Origin of the sequence: Polaromonas sp. YR568 (assembly GCF_900116715.1) — a bacterium.
In the GTDB taxonomy this organism is placed as follows: domain Bacteria; phylum Pseudomonadota; class Gammaproteobacteria; order Burkholderiales; family Burkholderiaceae_C; genus Polaromonas.
The window spans coordinates 95,589-113,324 of the sequence record NZ_FPBM01000004.1 but is presented as its reverse complement, the minus strand read 5'-3'; the positions used below and the strand labels follow the sequence as shown (position 1 = coordinate 113,324).

Here is a 17,736-nt window from a genome sequence, read left to right as displayed (position 1 = left end):
TACTTGCGCAATCCTGATAAGGCTAAACGCCCTATTTGGCATCAGAAAGTGTAGCCCACGCGGGTTTCATTGCCTTCAATCTCGTCCAGCAGCACCATCAGCGGCCCGAGCTGGCGGTAGCGCGCGGCGGTGTTGCGGGCGTATTTGATGAAGCGGGGCGTATCGGCCAGGTACTTGGGCTTGCCGTCGCGCAGCGTGAGCCGCGCAAAAATACCGAGGATCTTGAGGTGGCGCTGCAAGCCCATCCACTCGACGGCGCGGTAGAACTCGCCAAAATCGTCGCCTACGGGAAGGCCCGCCTTGCGGGCCTTTTGCCAGTAGCGCACGGTGATGTCCAGCACAAAATCCTCTTCCCAGGTCAGGAAGGCATCGCGCATCAGGCTGGCGATGTCATAGGTGATGGGGCCGTAGACCGCGTCCTGGAAGTCGAGCACGCCGAGTGGCGGCGCATCCGCCTGAGCGGCCGCCGCTGCATTTGGAATCATCAGATTGCGCGGCATGAAGTCGCGGTGCACAAACACCCGTGCGCCATCGAGCGAGTTCAGGTTGCTGGCCTTGATTTGTTCGAAGATGACGTTCAGCTTGTCCTGAAGCCCGGTGTCCAGCGCGATGCCGCGGTGTTTGGCGACATACCAGTCCGGAAAGAGCGCCAGCTCGCGCGACAGCAAGGCATCGTCGTAGGGAGGCAGCACGCCGGGCTGCGAGGCGAGCTGCCAGCGCACCAGGGCGTCCACCGCATTCACATACAAGTCGTAGTGCGCAGGGGTCGGGCTGGCAATCGCGTCGACTTCGGCGGGCGGGGCGATGGCTTCCATCATGGTCTGCGCACCCAGGTCGCTCAGCAGCATGAAACCCAGCGGTTCATCCCATGCCAGCACGCGCGGGGCGATCAAGCCGGCGTCTGCCATCAGGCCGGCCACCTTGACGAAGGGTTTGCAATCTTCCTTCGCGGGCGGCGCGTCCATCACGATATAACTTGCATCGCCCGCTACGGCGTCGACCCTGAAGTAGCGGCGAAAGCTGGCGTCGGCGGAAGCCGGCCTGAGGGTATCGGCTTGCAGGTGGTGCTGGCTGGCGGCGGCCGCCAGCCAGTTGCCGAAGGCGCCGGCACGGGCGGCGTCGGCCCAGGCAATGGGAGGGAGATTCATGTTTGCGAGGCCTTTGGCCGCCCTGCGATGACGCCCTGGTCTGGCGGCGCGGGGAGGATGTGGAGGGTCATGGATAATCAGGCCTGATTTTACAAACGGGTTTATCTCACATAAACGATGCGCCGCGCATCCCCCTCGCCTTTTATTCTCTCCCCGATAGCGAACGCTGTCTCCAGGCTGATGGTTTGCGCCACGCTGGGAATGGCCGCTGCCGGGACGGCGCACGCCCAGACTGCGCCGGCGCCGGCACGTGCGGCCAAAGCCGCCACGCCGGCCGAGATGGCGCAGACCGATAGCGCGTTAAAACTGAAGTCTTCGGCCCAGCTGGCCGAAGAAGTCTCCAACGACCCGCAAGACCGGGGTCCGACGTTTGTGTATGGCGACCGCGTGTCGGGCCGGCCCGATCTGGACACCCTGATCGACGGCAACGCTGAACTGCGCCGCGGCGCGACCTCCATCCGCGCAGACCGCATCGAGTATTACCAGCCCGACGACCAGGTGAAAAGCCGCGGCAACGTCCGCATCAACCGGGCCGGCAACCGGTTTGAAGGCCCTGAGCTGGAAATCAAGCTCGACAGGTTTGAAGGCTTCTTCACCACGCCCGGCTACCGCTTCCTGAGCAACGGCGGCAACGGCCGGGCCGAGCGCGTGGACTTCCTCGACGAGAACCACCTGACGGCCCGCACCGCCACCTACACCACGTGTGAGCGTGACGACGAGGAGAGCTGGAAGCCTGCCTGGATACTGCGCGCCGACAGCTTCGAGTTCGACTTCGACAGTGAGGTCGGTGTGGCCAGGGGGGCGGTCGTCCGCTTCAAGGAAGTGCCTATCCTTGCCTTTCCCAAGTTCAGCTTTCCCCTGAGCGACAAGCGCAAGTCGGGTTTGCTGCCGCCGACCGTGAGCATGGGGTCGACCAACGGTTTTGAGTTTCGCCAGCCCTATTACTTTGACATCGCGCCCAACCGGGATGCGACGTTTTCCCCCGCGATCCTCAGCAAGCGCGGCCTGGACCTGGCGGGCGAGTTCCGCTACCTGGAGCCCAGCTACAGGGGCGAGGTGCGTGCCAACTACCTCCCGGGCGACAAGCTGCGTGACCGGGACCGCTGGTCTTATGCCTACCAGCATTCCGGCACCATCAATACCGGCCTGTCTTCCATTGGCTCCCTGGGGCTCAATCTGAACCTGAACCGGGTCAGTGACAACGATTACTGGCGTGACTTCCCGGCCCGTTCCGGTTCAACCACCCAGCGGCTGTTGTCCCAGGACGCCACCGTTTCCTGGAGCCAGGGTTATCTGGCCACTACCATGCGGACGCTGAAGTGGCAAACCCTGCAGGATGTGACTTCTCCTATCGTCCCGCCGTATGACCGTCTCCCGCAGTTCACGGCGACCTATTCGCGGGTGGATGCGCCCCTGGGGCGCCTGGGCAATGGCTTTGACTGGTCTATCGAGGGCGACTACACACGTTTTTCGGCGGACAGCAGCCTGACCAACCAGCCCAACAGCAACCGCGCATTCACCAGGTGGCAGGTCAGCCGGCCCTGGCTGTCGTCTTCGGGATTCATCACGCCCAAGATACAGCTGCATGCCACAAGCTACCAGTTTGATTCGATGCTGCCCAATGGCTCGAAAACCGCGTCGCGCGTCGTGCCGACCTTCAGCCTGGACAGCGGCCTGCAGTTTGAGCGCAATGCCAGCTTCCTGGGCCGCAGCTTTACGCAAACGCTGGAGCCGCGGGCCTTTTACGTGCGCACGCCCTACCGCGACCAGAGCCTCTTGCCCAACTACGATTCGGGCATCAACGACTTCAACTTTGCGACGGTGTTCACCGAGAACGCTTTTGTCGGCAACGACCGGATTTCAGACGCGAATCTGCTGACGCTGGGCGTGACGTCCCGTTTGCTGGATCCCGCCACCGGCGCCGAGGCCATGCGTGTCGGGGTTGCACAGCGCCTGCGGTTTGAAGACCAGCGGGTCACGCTGCCGGGTGCGCTGCCGGTCACCGACCGCATCAGCGATCTGCTGGTCGGCGCGTCGATCAATTGGGTGCCGCAATGGTCTTTTGACAGCACGGTGCAGTACAACCCGAAAACCAGGCAGTCCGAGCGGGCGTCCATCGGCGTGCGCTACAACCCCGGCAATTACCGCGTCATCAGCGCCGCATTCCGCCGCCAGCGCAACGTCAGCGAGCAAATCGACGTGGGCTGGCAATGGCCCATCAATGATTTGTGGGGCGACAAGGGCAAAGACCTGGGCGCCGGACAGGGCCAGGGCGCGGGGCGCTATTACGCTGTCGGCCGGCTCAACTACAGCGTGCTGGACAAGCGGCTTGTCGACTCGATCGTCGGCGTCGAATACGACGGCTGCTGCTGGATCGGCCGGGTCGTGCTGCAGCGCTCACAGACCGGCACGGGCACGTCGGACACGCGGATCATGTTCCAGCTGGAGCTGGTAGGCTTCTCCCGCATCGGCGCCAACCCCCTGGAAACCCTCAAGTCAAATGTTCCGCGCTACCAGTACCTGCGTGAGAAAATCGATGCTCCAAGCCGCTTTACCACTTATGACTAATACCCGTTTTTCCCCAGAATTCTTTTCGGGCTTTGCACCAGCCGCTGCAATGACGCTGGCGCTCTCGATTCTGTTGACGGCGGGAGCGCAGGCCCAGGGCCTCAGGCCCTCCGCCCCCCTGCGTTTTTCGGACCCGATCACGCGGCCGGCCCAGGGCACGGCACAACGCCAGGCCGACTTCATCGTCGCGGTGGTGAATTCCGAACCCATTACCAACAGCGAAGTCCGCCTCAAGGTGATTCGTACCGAGCAACAGATCGCCCAGCAAGGGGCAGCCATGCCGCCGCGCAGCGAGCTGGTCAAGCAACTGCTGGAGCGCATGATCAGCGACAAGGCGCAATTGCAGATGGCAACCGCCTCCGGTATCCGGATTGAAGAAAACGCCATCGACGCCGCAGTCCAGACGGTGGCCAGCCAGAACCAGGTCACGGTGGACGAGTTGCGCAGCCGCTTGAGGGCGGACGGCGTCGACTACGCCCAGTTCCGCTCTGAAGTGCGCGACGAACTGCTGGTCGGCCGCCTGCGCGCGCGTGAAGTGGATTCGAAGGTTGTTGTGACGGACCAGGAGATAGACCAGTTCCTGCGTGACCAGGGCGGCGCCAGCGCCGATGCATCGCCGGTTGCGCTCAATCTGGCCGAGATTCTGGTGGCGGTGCCCGAGAACGCTACGCCGGAACAAGTCGCCGCGCTGCAGGCCAGGGCCCAGCAGGTGGTCGACCGCGCGCGCAGCGGCACCGACTTCACAGCCCTGGCGGCCGAATTCTCTGCGTCTCCCACCCGTGCTGCCGGCGGTTTGATGGGCCTGCGCAGTGTGGACCGTTATCCTCAGCTTTTTGTGGATGCAACCCAGAGTTTGCAGGCCGGTGGCCTGGCCGGCCCCGTGCGAAGCGGCGCCGGATTCCACATCCTGAAGGTAATTGAAAAGCGGCAAGCCGGCATGCCCAGTGCGCTCGTGACGCAGACGCACTCCAGGCACATCCTGTTGCGTCTGAATGCCAGGTTGACTGAAGCTGCTGCGATCGAAAAACTGGCCGAGGTCAAAAAGCGCATTCAGGCCGGGCAAGCCGATTTTGCAGCTACGGCCCGCGAGATCAGTGAAGACGGATCGGCCAAAGAAGGCGGTGACCTGGGCTGGGTGAGCCCCGGCGTGTTTGTGCCCGAATTCGAAACAGTCATGAACGGCCTGGCGCCCAACCAGGTATCCGATCCTGTGGTGTCCCGGTTTGGCGTGCACCTGATTCAGGTGCTTGAGCGCCGTGAGACCCAGCTCTCGCAAAAAGACCAACGTGAGATCGCGCGTAATGCGCTGCGCGAGAAAAAGCAGAACGAAGCCTATGCGCTGTGGGCGCAGGACGTTCGTGGCCGCGCGTATGTGGAGTACCGTGAGCCGCCGCAGTGAGATGGCCCCCACGGTCATTCACTTCGTGTAATTCCCTGCCCCCCGAGGGGGCCGCCCGCCTGCGGCCCGGCAAAGCCGGTTCCGCGGCTCATGCTGGGTTAACGCATAAGGCCGCTCTACTGTGAAGCACATCGCACGCAAACGCTTTGGCCAGCACTTCCTGACCGACCAGGGCATCATCGAGGGCATCGTGCACGCGATTGCTCCGAAGGCCGGCCAGGCCATGGTGGAAATTGGCCCCGGCCTGGCTGCCTTGACCCAACCGCTGGTGGAGCGGCTCGGGCGCCTGACGGTCATCGAGCTGGACCGCGACCTCGCCCGGCAGTTGCGGGAGCATCCCCAATTGAATGTGGTCGAGTCAGATGTGCTGAAAGTGGACTTTAGGCAGCTGGCGGAAACTGCCGGCGCGCAGGGGCAAAAGTTGCGGGTTGTCGGCAACCTCCCGTACAACATCTCGACGCCCATCCTGTTTCACCTGCTCGATGCGGTCGACGTGATTGAAGACCAGCACTTCATGCTGCAAAAAGAAGTGATAGACCGCATGGTGGCGTCTCCTGCCACCAGCGACTATGGGCGGCTGAGCGTGATGCTGCAATGGCGCTACGCCATGGAAAACGTTCTTTTTGTGCCGCCGCAGAGTTTCGACCCGCCTCCGCGGGTAGACAGCGCGGTGGTGCGCATGGTGCCGCATGCGGTTCCGGTGGCGCTGGACGTCAAACTTCTCAGTGAACTGGTGCAAGTGGCTTTCAGCCAGCGCCGAAAGTTGCTGCGCCATACGCTGGGGCAATGGCTTGCGGCGCGGGCCTTTGGCGGTGTTTTTGATGTGCAGCGCCGGGCTGAGGAAGTGCCGGTGGCCGAGTATGTCGCCCTGGCGCAAGCGCTCGCCGGCTGAAAGGCCTTCAGCGTCCGGCATAAAAAAAGCCCGTCAGAGACGGGCTTTTTTACGGGTGCCCGGTGGGCACCGATGTCGTTTTGCTTTAAGCAGCTGCGAGCCAATAACCCGCATTAAACGGGCTGCTCATGCGCAGCGCCAGTGGTGACACGTCTACCAGTTTGTCGGTAGGCATGGCTTCTTCACCTTCTGCAACTGCTTGCTGGGCCTCATTCGCCCGATCCCCTTGGCCGATGTCTGGGGAGCGGGCTACAGAAAAGAATAGAAACATCTGAACGGTATCTTGCGATCCGCCCAGTAGTCCGAGGCGTCCCGGAAGATATCGAGCAGCTGCTCGCGCGCTTCTTTGTCAAATTTGGCGTTGGCCGGAATCTGCTCAAGCACGACGATGAAGCCGGGCTGCGGGCCGGACTTGTGGACCAGGTCCGTCATGCAGTCATACAGGGCGTCAAAATTTTTGCCGAAATGAGCAGGAAAGGTGTACTGCGCGGCAATCATGTCCAGGACGTCCTGCTTGCTCTGGGCATTGCCCAGATTGGCATACAGGAAGTGCTGGTTCAATTGTGTCGCGGCATCCTGCAGATCCTGCACACGGAAGGCCCGTATCGATTGAACGATGTTGGGACGCACGCCGCGCAACGGCGTTTCACCGTCCTTGCGCAAAGGCGTCTCGTTGTCCCGACGAAGTGGTGTATCCATCTCCGCTACTCTTTCTCTTAAGTCAAAAACTCAAAATAACAACCACAGTTCAATTTACTGAACGATTCTGCGAAAACTCGCATAGTGGTCGTCGGTGTAATAACAGGCGTCCGGAACGGCGGGTCTCATGCCACCGCAAACGATGCGCCGGGCGCCCCGGCTGCGCTCATTGGGCGTTCTGACGGTGTACTCACGGTAGTAGCCGCGATTTTTGGCGGGAAGAAGTCGCTCCCGGTTGCCAAACACCACGCCGTCCTTCTCATGCCTGAACGGCCCACCCTGGTAAATCAGCGTCATCATGTCGCGCCCCTGCGGGGGCAATTGGGCCACTGCAATGGTGTCAGCCGAGGCCGAATAAACCGGGCCTTTGGCTTGCACCATGCTGGGGATCAGCCCGCTAAGGCCTGTTGCCAAGACCAGCAGTGCTGCCATTCTGGCTGCCTGCCGATGCCCCCACCCATTGCGCAACATGAAAAAGAAGCCTTTCCTGGAGCCTAAGGTCAACCCGCCGATTTCGGGTTAACCCTTAAATTTCAAGAGAGGTAGTTTGCCGCATATGGGCAAAAAACGCAAGTGGCTGCTGAAAATTTAGGCAGTAAAGGTGGGGACTTAAGTCTCAATAAGTTAGTGCTAGCTATCTAATTGGGGCTTATCTGGCCGCATTCGCATCGGCAACAGTCAGTGCTGTCATGTTGACGATGCGGCGCACGGTAGCGGTGGCAGTCAGGATGTGCATGGGTTTGTTGGCGCCCAGCAGCACGGGGCCAATGGCGATGTTGCCGCCTGCTGCGGTCTTGAGCAGGTTGTACGAGATATTGGCCGCATCAATATTGGGCAGCACCAGCAGGTTGGCCTCGCCGGCCAGCGTGCTGTTGGGCATGATGAGCGCGCGCGCGTCGGCGTCCAGCGCCATATCGCCGTGCATTTCACCGTCAACCTCGAGCCAGGGGGCACGTTCGCGCAGCAACTCCAGTGTCCGGCGCATCTTCAATGCGCTGGGTGAGTTGGTCGAGCCGAAGTTCGAATGCGACAGCAAAGCCGCTTTGGGCTTGATGCCGAAGCGCATCATTTCTTCGGCTGCCATGGTGGTGATCTCAGCCAGCTGTTCCGCCGTCGGGTCGCAATTGACGTGCGTGTCGAGCAGGAAGACCTGGCGATTGGGCAGCAGCAAGCCGTTCATGCATGCGTAGGTGTTGACGCCTTCGCGCTTGCCGATGACCTGGTCCAGATAGTCCAGGTGATGGGCCGTCGTGCCCCAGGTGCCGCAGATCAGGCCGTCCACGTCGCCCTTGTGCAACAGCATGCCGGCGATCAAGGTGAGGCGGCGGCGCATTTCGATCTTGGCGATCTGCACCGTGACGCCGCGGCGCTCCATCATGCGGTGGTAGGTCTGCCAGAAATCGCGGTAGCGATGGTCCTGCTCGACGTTGACCACGTCGTAGTCAAGTTCTTCCTTCAGGCGCAAGCCGAATTTTTCGATGCGCTGGGCAATGATGGCGGGCCGGCCAATCAGTGTGGGCCGTGCGAGCCCTTCGTCCACCACGATCTGGCACGCGCGCAGAACGCGCTCTTCTTCGCCTTCGGCATAGGCCACACGCTTGCGGGTTGCTGCTTTGGCCGCCGCAAAGATCGGCTTCATCACGGTGCCCGAGGCGTAGACAAAGCTTTGCAGCTTCTCGCGATAGGCATTCATGTCCTGGATGGGCCGCAAGGCCACGCCGCTGTCGGCCGCAGCCTGGGCTACCGCAGGCGCGATCTTCATCATGAGGCGCGGATCGAAGGGCTTGGGAATCAGGTATTCCGGGCCGAACGCGAGTTTTTCACCCACATAGGCGGCCGCCACGACCTCGCTTTGCTCGGCTTGCGCCAGCTCGGCAATGGCGTGAACCGCAGCGATTTCCATCTCAACCGTGATGGTGGAGGCGCCGGCATCCAGTGCTCCGCGGAAGATATAAGGGAAGCACAGGACGTTGTTGACCTGATTGGGGTAATCGGTGCGGCCGGTTGCCATGATGGCGTCGTCGCGCACGGTCCGCACGTCTTCCGGTGTGATTTCCGGGTTGGGATTGGCCAGCGCCAGGATGATGGGCTTGGCAGCCATTTTGGCGACCATGTCTTTCTTGAGCACGCCGCCGGCCGACAGCCCCAGGAAAATATCCGCGCCGGCGATCACGTCGGCGAGCGTGCGCGCATCGGTCTTCTGCGCGAACTGGATCTTGTCTTCATCCATCAGCTCGGTGCGGCCTTCGTACACCACGCCGGCCAGGTCGGTCACAAACACGTTTTCGCGCTGGATGCCCAGCTTGAGCAGCAAATTCAGGCAGGCCAGGGCCGCCGCGCCCGCGCCGGACGTCACCAGTTTGACCTGGCCCGGGCCTTTGCCGACGATCTTGAGTGCATTCAGCACCGCTGCACCCACGGTGATGGCGGTGCCGTGCTGGTCGTCGTGGAACACCGGGATCTTCATGCGCTTGCGCAACTCGCGCTCTACATAAAAGCAGTCGGGCGCCTTGATGTCTTCGAGGTTGATCGCGCCGAAAGTCGGCTCAAGTGAAGCGATGATGTCGACCAGCTTGGCCGGGTCTTTTTCGTCGATTTCGATGTCGAACACGTCGACGCCGGCAAACTTCTTGAAGAGGACGCCTTTGCCTTCCATCACCGGCTTGGCGGCGAGCGGGCCGATGTCACCCAGGCCCAGCACGGCGGTGCCGTTGGTCACCACAGCCACCAGGTTGCCGCGGCTGGTGTATTTAAAGGCATTGTTCGGGTCCTTGACGATCTCTTCGCAAGGAGCCGCTACGCCGGGGGAGTAAGCCAAAGCCAGGTCGCGCTGATTGGTCAGCTGCTTGGTGGCCGCGATGGCTATCTTGCCGGGGGTAGGAAGCTCGTGGTATTCAAGTGCGGCGCGGCGCAGCTCTGCGCGTTTTTCTTCGCGGTTGGCTTCACCGTTATTGGGCGTCGCAGCGGATGGTGTCGGCATCAGGAAAGTCTCCAGCGGAAACGGTCGGGGTGACCGTCAATTTCTTGTAAGGTCTGCGATTGTAGGCCCCTGGACGGGAAAACCCTAGTAAGTGAATCTACGCAAAAAGGTGCATCGCTTTTGACTTTTCAGCACCCAAAGCCGTTTTACCGCAAAACTGTTTCACGATAGCGGCGCGTAGTCGCTTTTTGAGTGATTTAAGCGGAAAAAGCAGAGGCCGCCCGCAATGCTGCGAGTCAGCCCCCTCAGTCCTTCTCAGCGCGCCACGCCCAGCAAATGGTCCAGGCGCTCAGGCTGCTCACGCAGCGCCTGCGCCTTGCCCGTGTGCACAACCATGCCGCGGTCCAGCACCACGGCGCTGTCGGAAATGGCCAGGATGGCTTGCGGGTGTTGCTCCACGATGATGGCGCTCAGGCCTTCTTCGCGGGTGATGCGGCGTATGGCGCGCAGCAGCTCTTCCACGATGATGGGCGCCAGGCCTTCCAGCGGCTCGTCAAGCAGCAGCAGCCTTGGGTTGAGCACCAGCGCCCGGCCCACGGCCAGCATCTGCTGCTCGCCGCCCGACAGCTGTGTGCCCAGGTTGCCTTTGCGCTCGGCCAGGCGCGGGAACATCGCGTACACGCCGTCGGTGTTCCATTTGCCCGGCCGCGCCACTGCCGTCAGGTTCTCATGCACTGTCAGCGACTTGAAGATGTTGCGCTCCTGCGGCACCCAGCCTATGCCGGCCGCCGCGCGCTCATGTGAGGGCAACTGGTGCAGCGCGACCGTGGATGCGCCCGCACCGAAGCTGATGGCGCCGCCGTGCTGCCGCGTCGCGCCTGCCAGCGTGTTGATCAGTGTGGTTTTGCCGGTGCCGTTGCGTCCCAGCAGCGCCAGGGTCTGGCCTTCGCCCAGCGTGAACGACACCTCGTGCAGCACCACGGCCTCGCCGTAGCCGGCGCGCAGTTTGTCGACCTTGAGCAGCTCAGCCATGGGCCACCTCCTCCCCATGCTCCTCGCCATGGCCCAGATAGACCGCCTTGACCCGCGGATCGGCGGCGATTTCCTCGGGCTTGCCTTCAGTCAGTACCGCGCCGTTGACCAGCACCGTCATGGTGGTAGCAAAGCTGAATACCAGGTCCATATCGTGTTCAATCAGCAGCACCGACACATCGGCGGGCAGCGCGGCCACGGTTTGCAGCAGCTCCTCACGCTCACCGGCCGGCACGCCGGCTACGGGTTCGTCGAGCAGCAGCACGCGCGGCTCACAGGCCAGCGCCACCGCGATTTCGAGCAGGCGGCGCTTGCCGTAGGCCAGCACGCGGGTCGGCTGGTCCATCACCTCGCTCAGGTGAAACTGCTCCAGCAATTGTTCGCAGCGCTCGGCTACGGCCCGGTTGCGTCCCAGCGGCTGCCACCACTTCGCGCCCAGGCCCGCCTGTTGCGACACGGCCAGCGCCAGTGTCTGCAGCGGCGTGAGCGAGTCGAACAACTGGTTGATCTGGAAGGTGCGCACCATGCCGCGCTTGACGCGCTGGTGCGGCGCCAGGCGTGTGATGTCTTCGCCGTCAAGGACGATGCGGCCCTCGGTCGGTTGCAGCACGCCCGTCAGCAGGTTGACCAGCGTGGTCTTGCCCGCACCGTTGGGACCGATCAGCGCGTGGCGCGCGCCCCGCTGCAAATCCAGGCTCACGTTGTGGGTGGCGGTGATGCCGCCAAAGCGCATCACCAGGCCTTGCGCGGACAGCACCGCGTTGCCTTGCGGCGCCGCGCTCATGGCCGGCCTCCTTGCCCGCGCCGGATCCAGGTCCAGGGCCGCACCAGGCGCTCGCGCCCCACCAGCACCAGTACCACCAGGAAGAGGCCTATCCAGAAAGTCCAGTACTGCGGCGTGATGGACGACAGCGCGTCCTGCATCAGCTTGAACACAATCGCCCCGGCCACGCCGCCGTAGAGCCAGCCTACGCCGCCCACCACCAGGATCAACAGCACGTCGGCGGACCGGTGGAACTCAAACAAATCCAGCGAGGCAAAGCCCGTGGTCTGCGTCAGCAGCGCGCCCGCCGCGCCGGCCACGCCGGCCGCGACTGTGTAGACGATGGCCAGCCGGGACGCGACCGGTATGCCGATGGCCATCGCGCGCAGGCGGTTGTCGCGTATCGCTTTGAGCGTCGCGCCCAGGGGCGAATGCACCAGGCGGCGCATCAGCACGAACAAAATCAGCAGCACCGCCAGCGAATAGTAGGCGGCCGTGCGGCCCGAAAGGTCGAACTCGAAGCGGCCCAGCAGCGGGCCCATGACCACGCCTTGCAGGCCGTCGGCGCCGCCGGTCAGCCAGTCAAGCTTGTTGGCCAGTTCCAGCAGGATCAAGGCCACGCCCAGCGTGACCATGAGCCGCGTCAGGTCGCTGCCGCGCAGGATGGTGAGCGAGCAGACGGCGCCCAGCAGCGTAGCGGCGCCAATGCCCACGGCCAGGCCCACCAGCGGGTCGGGCATGACCAGCTTGGCGAACAGCGCCGCCGCGTAGCCGCCTATGCCGAAGAAGGCCGCATGGCCCAGCGAGACGATGCCGGTATAGCCCAGCACCAGGTCCAGCGACACCGCGAACAGCGCGACGATGGCGATCTCGTTGATGATGAGCGCGTGGCTGGGCAGCAGCACAGGCGCGATGAAAGCGATGAGCCAGAGCACCGGCTCCCAGGGCTTCCAGCGGCTGCTTTTGAGCAGCGATGTCTGGGTATTCATATTATTTGCCCGCCTTGCGCACAAAGAGGCCCTGCGGCCGCCAGATCAGGATCACGATCATCAGGCTGTAGACGATGAAGGCGCCGAGCTTGGGGATGTAGTACTTGCCGGCCACGTCGGCAATGCCCAGCAGCAGCGCGGCCAGCAGCGGGCCGGTGATGGACGTGGTGCCGCCCACGGCCACCACGATCAGGAAATAGATCATGAACTTGAGTGGAAAGCCCGGGTCCAGCCCCAGCACCTCGGCGCCCAGCGCGCCGCCCAGGCCAGCCAGGCCGGAGCCGATGGCGAAGGTCGAGAGGAACACGATGTTCACATTGATGCCCAGGCCGGCCGCCACGCGCTGGTCGTCGACCGAAGCGCGCAGGCGGCTGCCGAAGCGCGTGCGCGTCAGCACGTACTGCAGGCCCACCGTCAGTGCGGCGCACACCGCGATGATGAACAGCCGGTAGTGGCCCATGCCCAGTGTCCAGGCGCCGCTGCCGAGCTCGGTGCGGCCTTTGAGCCATTCGGGCAGGTGCACGATCTGCTGCGTCGAGCCGACGAAGTAGTCCACACTGGCCACCGCCATAAACACCAGGCCGATGGAAAACAGCACCTGGTCCAGGTGCGGCTTGTTGTACAGCGGCCGGTACAGCGTGCGTTCCAGCACCGCGCCCAGCAGCGCCGAGCCGATGAAGGCCAGCGGCAGGCACAGCAAGAAAGGCACGCCGAAGTGCTGCATCAGCAGCACTGTGATGTAGCCGCCGGCCATGGCGAAGGCGCCGTGCGCGAGGTTGATGAAATTCATCAAGCCCATGGTCACCGCCAGGCCGACTGCCAGGATGAACAGCAGCATGCCGTAGGCGATACCGTCAAAAAGAAGAGTGAGCATGTGTCTTTACCAGGAACACCGCGGAACCGGCTTTGCCGGGCCGCTGGTGTTGCCCCCTGCAAGGGGGAGGGCGGCTACGCCGCCTTCGGGGGTGTGCAATTACTTTGCCTTGCCGGGGTCCTTGACGTCCTTGATCACGTCAAATTCCACGTTGTAAAGCTGGCCGTCTTTCTTCTCGACCTTGCGCAGGTAGACGTCCTGCACGATGTCGCGCGTCTGCGCGTCGATAAAGATCTTGCCGCGCGGACTTTCAAACAGCTGGCCCTTCATGGCTGCGAGCAGCGCATCGCCGCCGCCCTGGCCCTTGCTGGTTTTGAGCGCTTCGTAAATCACCCGCATGCCGTCATAGCCGCCCACGGCCATGAAGTTGGGGCGCAGGCCCTTGTTCGCCTTGGAGAAAGCTTCCACGAACTTCTTGTTCATGGCCGACGGGTGCGCCGCCGAGTAGTGGTGTGAGGTCACCACGCCCAGTGCGCCGTCGCCCATGTCGTTGAGCTGGTCGTCGTCCGTCACGTCGCCGGTGGCGATCAGCCTGATGCCGGCCTTGTCCAGGCCGCGCTCGAGGAACTGTTTCATCACCGCGGCGCCCGCGCCGGACGGCACGAAGACGAACAGCGCATCAGGTTTGTTGTCCCGCACCTTTTGCAGGAAGGGCGCGAAGTCCGGATTGCGCAGCGGCACGCGCAGTGCGTCGGTCACCTGCCCGCCGTTGAAGGTCAGGCGGTCCTTGAAGAATTTTTCGGCGTCGATGCCGGGGCCGTAGTCGGACACCAGCGTGACCACCGTCTTGATGCCGTTTTTGGGCGCCCAGTCGGCCAGCGCGACCGAGACCTGCGGCAGCGTGAAGCTGCTGCGCACGATGTAGGGCGAAGCCTGCGTGATGCTCGAAGTCGCCGCCGCCATCACCACCATGGGCGTCTTGGACTGCGTGGCGATGGGCGCGGTGGCCAGGGCCGAGGGCGTGATGCCGAAGCCTGCCAGCACATTAACCTTGTCGTTGACCACCAGCTCCTGCGCCAGGCGGCGGGTAACGTCCGGCAGCGAGGTGTCGTCTTTGATGATGAGCTGGATTTTCTTGCCCGCCACGGTGTCGCCGTTTTGTGCCATGTAAAGCCGGGCGGCTGCTTCGATCTGCCGGCCGGTGGTGGCTTGCTGGCCCGTCATCGGCAGGATGAGGCCGATCTTGAAGGTGTTGTCCTGGGCCAGCACGGGGCCGGCGGCCAATGTGGCGGCCGCCAGTGCGGCGGCGGTAAGAAAGCTGCGTTTTTTCATGTTTGTCTCCTGGTGATTTTTCAGTGCTTGCCGCCTGCGGCCCGGCATGCGGCTGCAAAACGGTGCGAGTCTAGTCTGAGTGCGGTATCTGCACAAATGTTCTTTATGCGAACGCCAGCAGCGTCGTCATAAGAAGCAATTGAGAAGTAAATCGAAATCGGTACTGCCCATGGCTTTTATTCTGTCGTTGGCTGTCCCCCGGTTTGGCGCCCGCCTGCCGACGTTGCGCGATCATCGCGCGCATGGCCCGGTGATCGCACACAAGTTGTGCTGCCAAAGTCGGGCCGGTAGGAGGAGTCCAGCGTCACCGAACCCACCACGCGTGAGACACAGGCGCACAGCCGCGTGTTCCCCTGTTTCTCGTGCTCGCTCAAAAATACGTCGCGGTGGTCGATCTCGCCGTCCAGCGCCAGCACGTCCAGTGTGCACAGGCCGCACTCGCCGCGCTTGCAGTCAAACACGGCCTCCACGCCCGCCTGCTCCAGCGCGTCCAGCAGGCTGCAGTCGGCCGGCACGGTGATGTCCAGCGCGTGGCGCGGAATCCGCACGCGAAAAGCCTGCGGCGCAAGACGCCCACTGTTGCCGAAGGTCTCATAACGCAGGTCGGCCGGCGGCCGGCCCGAGGCCTCCCAGGCATGGCGCGCGGCGTCCAGCATGGGCACGGGGCCGCAGACATACATTTGCGCACCCGGCGGCAGCGCCGCGATTTCGGCGGCAAAGTTGATGCGTGTGGCGGCGGCCGCATGCAGCCGCTCGCCCAGGCAGTGCCGCAACGCATCAACGTAAGCCAGCTCGGCCTCGCTGCGCGCGCTGTACAGCATGCGCAGCGGCCTGCCCGACCGGTCACAGCGTCCGGCCAGCGCCTGGGCCATGCCAACGAGCGGCGTGATGCCTATGCCCCCGGCCACCAGCAGGTAGGCCGGCGCATTGAAGTCCAGCGGGAAATGGTTGTGCGGCCCGCTGACCTGCAGGCGATCGCCGGCGGCCAACTGCCACATCGCGCGGGAACCGCCCCGGCCGCCGTCAGCGTCGTCCAGCCGCTTCACGCCAATGCGCCATGTTTGCCCGTCAGGCTCACCGACCAGCGAGTAGAAACGCAGCTGCGGCTTGCCGTTCACGAGCAACTGCACCTGCAAGTGGCTGCCGGGTTCATGGCGCGACACACCCTCGCTGCCGGCGGGACGGATACGGAACTCGCGCACCGTCGGCGTGAGGTCTTCAAAAGAATCAATGACCGCATCGGTCCAGCTGGCGTTGCTTCGCATGGTGGTGCGCTCAGCTGCGTTTTCGGATGAGGCGCACGCCGGGCATCTGGTCCAGGTTGTGGCTGGCCACCGCGGCGCGCAGGTTGCGCTGTGCGATGCGCGAATGCTCGCGCATGATGGCCTCGGCGCGCGAGCCTTCGCGCTGCTCAATCGCGTCCAGCACCTGGCGGTGCTGGTCTTGCGCCACGATCAGCATGTCGCGCGCTCCCGGTGAGTTGGCCTGCACCACCACAAAGCCCGAAGCCGAGGCAAAGGGCAGGCTGGACACACGGTCCAGCTCCTTGGCGATCACCTCGCTGCCCGCCATCTCGCTGAGCAGCGCGTGAAAGCGCTCATTGAGGGCCACATAGCTGGAGAACGCTTCGTCGTTGAGGGCCGGCTGGCTCAGCACCGCGTCGATGCGGTTCAGGCATTCACGCGCTTCGTTCAGCACCACCGAGGGCGCGCCGCGCTCAGCCGCCAGCCGCGCCGACAGGCCTTCAATCGTGCCGCGCAGCTCTATCGCTTCGGACACGTCGCGTTCGGAGAACGTGCGCACCGCGAAGCCGCCGTTGGGCAGCGATTCCAGCAGGCCCTCCTGCTCCAGCCGCATCAGCGCCGCGCGTATCGGTGTGCGCGAAACGCCCAGCTTTTCCACGATGGACAGCTCGGCGATGCGCGCGCCGCCGGGCAGCTCGCCCGCCAGGATCATTTCGCGCAACTGCAGTTGCGCCCTCACCTGCGCGCTTTCCAGGCTGTTGGGGGTAGCGGAAGCTGTGGCTGAATTGTTGGCGGTGGCCATGTGCAGTACTTTCGTCATTCGTGTCAGGCCGCAAGGCGGATCGGGATCACCGGCGCCGGCGGCGCCTCTTGCGCGATCATGCGGTCAATCAGCCGCCGCGCCCACATGGAGCCGGCATCGATATTGAGGTTGTAGAACTTGTGGTCCGGGTGCTCGTCAATGGCGATCTGCTGGGCTTCCAGCACGAGTTCGTCCTCGCGGAAGATGCCGGCCACGCCTTCGCGCAACTGGTGCGTCAGGCGCTGCTCGCCCAGGCAGTAATTGCGCGCGAAGGCCCAGAAGTAGTGGCAGCTGCCATCGGTTTCGGGCGTCACTGTGTTCAGCACAAAGCCGTTGACGCCCTTGCTGCGGTCGCCCGGTCGCCCGTCCTCGGGCGGCGCACCCGATCCGGCTTCGGCCACGCCGACGTCGATGTTCACCGTGCAGGGCGCTTCAAATCGGATGATCTGCCAGCGGTCCACCTTGCCGCGGTAGCCGCGTGCATGTTCGATTTGCCCGGCCCAGAAAGGCGGCGCGTCAATGTTTTCCATCCAGCGTGTCACAGTGGCTGTGCGGTCGCCGTGCGTGGCCACAAAGGGCGCTTCAGCCACGGCGCGCTGGCCTATGCTGGAGCCGTGCACAAAGGTCTCGTGGGTCAGGTCCATCAGGTTGTCCACCACCAGGCGGTAGTCGCACTTCACGGTGATCAGCTTGCCGTCGCCGGCCCAGTCCGGGTCGTCGTTCCAGTGCATGTCGGGCACCAGCGCCGGGTCGGCCTTGGCCGGGTCACCGGGCCAGATCCAGATGAAGCGGTGTTTTTCCACCACCGGGAAGGCGCGTACGCAGGCCGACGGGTTCAGCGTTTCCTGGCTGGGCATATGGGTGCAGCGGCCCTGGGCGTTGTAGACCAGGCCGTGGTAGCCGCAGGTCAGCTCGTCGCCTTCCAGCGTGCCCATGGACAGCGGCAGCAACCGGTGCCAGCAGGCGTCTTCCAGTGCGGCTACCTGGCCATCGGTGCGGCGGAACATCACGATCTTTTGCTTGCAAATCGTGCGCGCCAGCAGCTTGCGGCCGACTTCCACGTCATAGGCGGCGGCATACCAGGCGTTCAGCGGAAAAGTCGATTTCGTAGCATTCATGAATACTCAATGTATA

General features: G+C 63.5%; 15 protein-coding genes. 3 read left to right on the top strand and 12 right to left on the bottom strand.

Annotated elements, in window-relative coordinates; genetic code table 11:
- Positions 1 to 41 precede the first annotated feature (41 nt).
- On the bottom strand, positions 42 to 1,148 hold the full coding sequence (locus BM408_RS10480) for an aminoglycoside phosphotransferase family protein (RefSeq protein ID WP_092129753.1): 1,107 nt from the start codon (positions 1,146 to 1,148) through the stop codon (positions 42 to 44).
- 117 nt (positions 1,149 to 1,265) lie between these two features.
- Between BM408_RS10480 and BM408_RS10475 the strand changes: the two genes are divergently transcribed.
- The 3 genes from BM408_RS10475 (at position 1,266) to rsmA (ending at position 6,007) form a co-directional block, all read left to right on the top strand.
- Positions 1,266 to 3,716 (top strand): LPS-assembly protein LptD, encoded by a 2,451-nt coding sequence (locus tag BM408_RS10475; protein WP_092129751.1) that lies wholly within the window; start codon positions 1,266 to 1,268, stop codon positions 3,714 to 3,716.
- A complete protein-coding gene (locus BM408_RS10470) occupies positions 3,709 to 5,115 on the top strand; it encodes a peptidylprolyl isomerase (RefSeq protein WP_092129749.1) in 1,407 nt (468 codons plus the stop codon). The genes BM408_RS10475 and BM408_RS10470 overlap by 8 nt, the downstream gene beginning before the upstream one ends.
- Positions 5,116 to 5,236: 121 nt before the next feature.
- Positions 5,237 to 6,007: a 16S rRNA (adenine(1518)-N(6)/adenine(1519)-N(6))-dimethyltransferase RsmA gene (gene rsmA / locus BM408_RS10465; protein ID WP_092129747.1), complete on the top strand. Its 771-nt coding sequence runs from the start codon at positions 5,237 to 5,239 to the stop codon at positions 6,005 to 6,007.
- Between the two features lie 249 nt (positions 6,008 to 6,256).
- Here rsmA and BM408_RS10460 read toward each other — a convergent pair whose 3' ends face one another.
- From BM408_RS10460 to BM408_RS10410, 11 genes are all read right to left on the bottom strand, one after another.
- Complete coding sequence (locus tag BM408_RS10460; RefSeq protein WP_092129745.1) at positions 6,257 to 6,706, bottom strand: barstar family protein; 450 nt, start codon at positions 6,704 to 6,706, stop codon at positions 6,257 to 6,259.
- Between the two features lie 54 nt (positions 6,707 to 6,760).
- Positions 6,761 to 7,138, bottom strand: coding sequence for a guanyl-specific ribonuclease (locus BM408_RS10455; RefSeq protein ID WP_092129743.1), 378 nt, complete (start codon positions 7,136 to 7,138; stop codon positions 6,761 to 6,763).
- A 217-nt stretch (positions 7,139 to 7,355) separates the two neighbouring features.
- On the bottom strand, positions 7,356 to 9,686 hold the full coding sequence (locus BM408_RS10450) for an NADP-dependent malic enzyme (protein ID WP_092129741.1): 2,331 nt from the start codon (positions 9,684 to 9,686) through the stop codon (positions 7,356 to 7,358).
- Positions 9,687 to 9,941: 255 nt separating this feature from the next.
- The gene (locus tag BM408_RS10445) at positions 9,942 to 10,658 is read right to left on the bottom strand and encodes an ABC transporter ATP-binding protein (protein WP_092129739.1); all 717 of its coding nucleotides are present in this window, start codon (positions 10,656 to 10,658) and stop codon (positions 9,942 to 9,944) included.
- Complete coding sequence (locus BM408_RS10440; RefSeq protein ID WP_092129737.1) at positions 10,651 to 11,442, bottom strand: ABC transporter ATP-binding protein; 792 nt, start codon at positions 11,440 to 11,442, stop codon at positions 10,651 to 10,653. The genes BM408_RS10445 and BM408_RS10440 overlap by 8 nt, the downstream gene beginning before the upstream one ends.
- Positions 11,439 to 12,410, bottom strand: coding sequence for a branched-chain amino acid ABC transporter permease (locus BM408_RS10435; RefSeq protein ID WP_092129735.1), 972 nt, complete (start codon positions 12,408 to 12,410; stop codon positions 11,439 to 11,441). The genes BM408_RS10440 and BM408_RS10435 overlap by 4 nt, the downstream gene beginning before the upstream one ends.
- Before the next feature lies 1 nt (position 12,411).
- Entirely contained in the window at positions 12,412 to 13,284 is an 873-nt protein-coding gene (locus BM408_RS10430) for a branched-chain amino acid ABC transporter permease (protein ID WP_092129733.1), read from the bottom strand.
- A 99-nt stretch (positions 13,285 to 13,383) separates the two neighbouring features.
- Entirely contained in the window at positions 13,384 to 14,556 is a 1,173-nt protein-coding gene (locus tag BM408_RS10425; protein ID WP_092129731.1) for an ABC transporter substrate-binding protein, read from the bottom strand.
- Between the two features lie 176 nt (positions 14,557 to 14,732).
- Positions 14,733 to 15,821: a PDR/VanB family oxidoreductase gene (locus tag BM408_RS10420; protein WP_092129729.1), complete on the bottom strand. Its 1,089-nt coding sequence runs from the start codon at positions 15,819 to 15,821 to the stop codon at positions 14,733 to 14,735.
- 10 nt (positions 15,822 to 15,831) lie between these two features.
- Positions 15,832 to 16,602, bottom strand: a complete 771-nt coding sequence (locus tag BM408_RS10415) for a GntR family transcriptional regulator (RefSeq protein ID WP_371327007.1) — start codon at positions 16,600 to 16,602, stop codon at positions 15,832 to 15,834.
- Between the two features lie 23 nt (positions 16,603 to 16,625).
- Positions 16,626 to 17,720 carry an aromatic ring-hydroxylating dioxygenase subunit alpha gene (locus tag BM408_RS10410; protein WP_092129727.1) on the bottom strand — a complete coding sequence of 365 codons (1,095 nt, stop codon included), beginning with the start codon at positions 17,718 to 17,720 and terminating at the stop codon, positions 16,626 to 16,628.
- Positions 17,721 to 17,736 lie beyond the last annotated feature (16 nt).